The 4,053-nt window shown below is 69.7% G+C and carries 4 protein-coding genes and 1 pseudogene; 4 read left to right on the top strand and 1 reads right to left on the bottom strand.

Annotation, left to right across the window (positions count from 1 at the left end; all coding sequences use genetic code 11):
• Positions 1 to 355: pseudogene (locus tag AB8Z36_RS32785) on the bottom strand (transcriptional regulator); the annotation flags it as partial.
• 227 nt (positions 356 to 582) lie between these two features.
• Between AB8Z36_RS32785 and AB8Z36_RS32780 the strand changes: the two are divergent.
• From AB8Z36_RS32780 to AB8Z36_RS32765, 4 genes are all read left to right on the top strand, one after another.
• Positions 583 to 1,065, top strand: a complete 483-nt coding sequence (locus tag AB8Z36_RS32780; RefSeq protein WP_369217027.1) for a general stress protein — start codon at positions 583 to 585, stop codon at positions 1,063 to 1,065.
• Between the two features lie 55 nt (positions 1,066 to 1,120).
• Positions 1,121 to 3,019 (top strand): molecular chaperone DnaK, encoded by a 1,899-nt coding sequence (gene dnaK, locus AB8Z36_RS32775; RefSeq protein ID WP_369217026.1) that lies wholly within the window; start codon positions 1,121 to 1,123, stop codon positions 3,017 to 3,019.
• A 9-nt stretch (positions 3,020 to 3,028) separates the two neighbouring features.
• The gene (locus AB8Z36_RS32770; RefSeq protein ID WP_369217025.1) at positions 3,029 to 3,667 is read left to right on the top strand and encodes a nucleotide exchange factor GrpE; all 639 of its coding nucleotides are present in this window, start codon (positions 3,029 to 3,031) and stop codon (positions 3,665 to 3,667) included.
• 6 nt (positions 3,668 to 3,673) lie between these two features.
• The coding region (locus tag AB8Z36_RS32765) for a DnaJ domain-containing protein (protein ID WP_369217024.1) at positions 3,674 to 4,053 on the top strand (380 nt) is incomplete at its 3' end.

The raw sequence follows: 4,053 nt of genomic DNA, 5'->3' as shown, positions 1-4,053 counted from the left end.
CCCGCCCCTCCAGCTCCCGAACCCTTGAGTCCACGGCTGTGGCATGGGCCTGACCGTTCCCGGGACTGGGGACCAGGTCACCGTTCACGTCGAGGTATCCGGCTTCGGCGCTGTAGGGCCCGGCGGCGGCTACGTGGTGCATGGCCAGGCGCAGGATCTCGCTGGCGTCCGCAGCTTCGAGCAGGGTGCGGGAAAGGGCCATCAGCTCGTGGAGGGCCGCGTCGGCCGCGCTCGGAGCGGATGGGCCCGGCTGGCTCCGCGCGCCCAGAGAATGCCGCCCGGAGCCACCGGGCGGAAGGGCGCCCTCCCCGCCGGAGCAGCGGCCGAACACGCTGTGTGACCGGCTGCCGACCATGGGATCACTCCATTCTCCCTGACGCCGCGCGGGGGAGGAGATCGCTTTGACGCGTCCGTAATCGGAGGTGACGCGTCCGAGATGCCCAGGTTCTTCTCTCTCATACTCCTGGGGCTATCAAGCCCGTGCATCTCTGACCCGCCAGGCGCAGGCGCGACGCCATCCAGCCGAACATCCTGGACGGCGTCTGGCAGTCTCCGCGGATTTTCGGCAGGAAGGACCGGGCGATGACCGAGCAACCCCGTAGGCCGGTTGCCTCGTACAAGACGTACGAAGAAGCCGAACGCACTGTTGACCACCTCTCTGACCAGGGGTTTCCCGTGGAGAGGGTGGCGATCATCGGCCAGGACCTGCGCCTGGTGGAACAGGTGACCGGCCGGATGGACTACGGCGGGGCCGCGCTTCACGGAGCGGCGAGCGGCGCGCTCCCCGGCGCCCTGATCGGCTGGCTTTTCGGCCTGGTGAACTGGCTCGACCCCGTCGTCTCCGCACTGCTCCTCGCCGTGTACGGGCTGATCTTCGGAGCGATCGTCGGTGCGCTGTTCGGCCTGCTGCTGCACGCGCTGCAGGGCGGTCGCCGGGACTTCGCCTCGCTCAGCTCGCTGCAGCCGGGCCGGTACGAGGTCGTCGTGGACGAGGAGGTCGCCGATGAGGCTGTACGGCTGCTCGGCGCGCTGCCCAGCACGGGCGGAGATTCCACTCATACCTGAACGCATGTGATCCGGAGAAGCGGCGCGGGACCGCCGCACCGGGAGGAGAATTCTCATGGCCAAGGCAGTGGGTATCGACCTGGGCACCACGAACTCGGTGATCGCCGTGTGGGAGGGCGGCGAGCCGTCGGTGGTACCCAACAGTGAGGGCAACCGCACAACACCGTCCGTGGTGGCCTTCACCGACAACGGAGAGCGTCTGGTGGGCCAGATGGCCCGGCGCCAGGCGATCCTCAACCCCAAGGGGACCATCTACTCCGCCAAGCGGTTCATCGGCCGGCACTTCGATGAGGTCTCCGACGAGGCCAGGGCGGTCGCGTACGACGTGGTCGAGGGCGACGGCGGGGCGGCCCGCTTCCAGGTGCGCGACAAGTTGTACGCGCCGGAGGAGATCAGCGCCCAGGTGCTGCGCAAACTCACCGAGGACGCCTCCAAACAGCTGGGGGAGCGGGTCACGGAGGCGGTCATCACGGTGCCCGCCTACTTCAACGACGCCCAGCGCACCGCCACCAAGGACGCCGGACGGATAGCCGGACTGGAGGTGCTGCGGATCATCAATGAGCCGACAGCCGCAGCCCTCGCGTACGGCATGGACAAGCAGCAGCACGAGACTGTCCTCGTCTTCGACCTGGGCGGCGGGACGTTCGACGTCAGCATCCTCGACGTCGGCGACGGCGTGGTGGAGGTGCGCTCCACCGCCGGTGACAGCCACCTGGGCGGCGACGACTTCGACCGGCGTCTGGTGGACTACCTCGCGGACGACTTCCAGAAGGAGAACGGCATCGACCTGCGCAAGGACCCGCAGGCGCTGCAACGTCTGTTCGAGGCGGCGGAGAAGGCCAAGACCGAGCTGAGTTCGGTGACGCAGACGCAGGTCAGCCTGCCGTTCATCACCGCCGACGCCTCGGGCCCCAAGCACCTCACCGACTCGATCATGCGGTCCACCTTCGAGCAGATCACCGGCGACCTGGTCGAGCGGTGCCTCGGACCGGTCCAGCAGGCGATGACCGATGCCAAGGTCGGCGAGAGCGACATCGACGAGGTCATCCTCGTCGGCGGTTCCACGCGCATCCCCGCCGTCCAGGCCCTCGTGCGCCGGCTGACCGGCGGCAAGGAACCCAACATGAGCGTCAACCCCGATGAGGTCGTGGCCCTGGGTGCCGCGATCCAGGCCGGAGTGCTCAAGGGCGAGGTCAAGGACGTGCTGCTGCTCGATGTCACCCCCCTGTCGCTGGGTGTCGAGACGCGCGGCGGCGTGATGACGAAAATCATCGAGCGGAACACCACCATCCCGGTGCGCCGCTCCGAGACCTTCTCCACCGCCGAGGACAACCAGCCCGCCGTCGACATCGTCGTCCTCCAGGGCGAGCGCGAGCTGGCCGCCGACAACCGGGTGCTTGGGCGCTTCCAGCTCACCGACATCCGACCCGCTCCCCGGGGCGAACCACAGGTGGAGGTCACCTTCGACATCGACGCCAACGGCATCCTCAACGTCACGGCCCGCGACCGGGACACCGGCAAGGAACAGGGCATCACGATCAGCGAGAGCTCCAACCTGGACCGCAGCGAGGTCGAACGCATGGTCCAGGAGGCCGAGCGGAACCAGGGCCAGGACCAGGCGCTGCGCGAGGCCGTCGACGCCCGCAACGAACTGGACGCCGTCGCCTACCAGGTCGAGAAGCGGCTCGCGGAACTGGGTGACTCGGCGCCCGCGCACGAGAAGGCACGCGCCGAGATGCTCGTGTCCGATGCCCGGGCGGCGGTCAAGGAAGAGGCGGACGTCGAGCGCGTGCGCCCTCTGACCTCCGAACTCCAGCAGCTGCTGGCGAGCCTGGCGGCCCAACAGGGCGCCGCCGACACGAGCGGCCCCGGACAGGACACCACCAGCGGCGGTCCCACGAGCGGCAGTGACGGGAATGACGACGTCATCGACGCCGAGTTCGACAAGGACTGAGGAAGCGCCATGTCGATCCACCCCGAGAAGCCCGACTCGCCCCTGAGCGGGCACCCCGATGACGCCGAGCACCTCGATCCGGCTCCCGAAGGCGCCGCAGGCCCTCCCGCAGAAGACCGGCCGCGCTCAAGCCCGCCGACGGGCCAGGCGCCCGGCACGGGCCAGGACAACGGTCCCAGCGCGACCGGCGTCGGTCCCGCACCGCCCGAGGACGAGTACACGGCCGAGCTCCAGGAACTCCAGGACCGCTGGCGTCGCGCGCTCGCCGACCTGGACAACCTGCGCAAGCGCCACGCCAGGGAACTGGAGCGGGAGCGGAAGGCCGAGCGCTCCCGGACGGCCGCCGCCTTCCTGCCTGTCCTGGACAACCTCGAACTCGCCCTGACCCACGCCGGCGCCGATCCCGGTGCCATCGTGGAGGGCGTCCAGGCCGTCCGCGACCAGGCGGTGAACGTCCTCGAACTGCTCGGCTACCCGCGGCACGCGGAGACCGGCGTCACCTTCGACCCGGCCCGGCACGAGGTGATCGGCGTCGTCCAGGACCCCGACGCCACACCGGGCGCGGTCGTGGACGTGCTGCGCCCCGGCTACGGGGACGGCGACCAGCAGCTCAGGCCCGCCGCCGTGACTGTCGCGAAGCGGGAGTGACCAGCGATGGCACAGGACTTCTACGAGGTGCTGGGCGTGTCGCGAACCGCGAGCCAGGACGAGATCCAGCAGGCGTATCGCAAGCTCGCCCGCAAATACCACCCCGACGTCAACAAGGACCCGGGAGCGGAGGAACGCTTCAAGGACCTCAACGAGGCGTACAGCGCCCTGTCGGACCCCAAGACCCGGGCCCGCTACGACCGCTTCGGCGAGGACTTCCGCAAGATCCCGGAGGACTTCGACGAACGGGTCGCGGCTGGCACGGGCGGCGGCGGGTTTCGCGCCCGGGGGGCCGCGGACGGGGGCGGCCCCCGTGTCCGGTACGCCACCGGCTTCGGCGACGACTTCGACACGGACGGCGTGGACATCGAGGACCTGCTCGGCTC

Source organism: Streptomyces flavofungini, assembly GCF_041028215.1.
In the GTDB taxonomy this organism is placed as follows: domain Bacteria; phylum Actinomycetota; class Actinomycetes; order Streptomycetales; family Streptomycetaceae; genus Streptomyces; species Streptomyces flavofungini_B.
The sequence above is the reverse complement of the archived record's forward strand: the minus strand, read 5'-3'. Positions and strand labels throughout refer to the sequence as shown.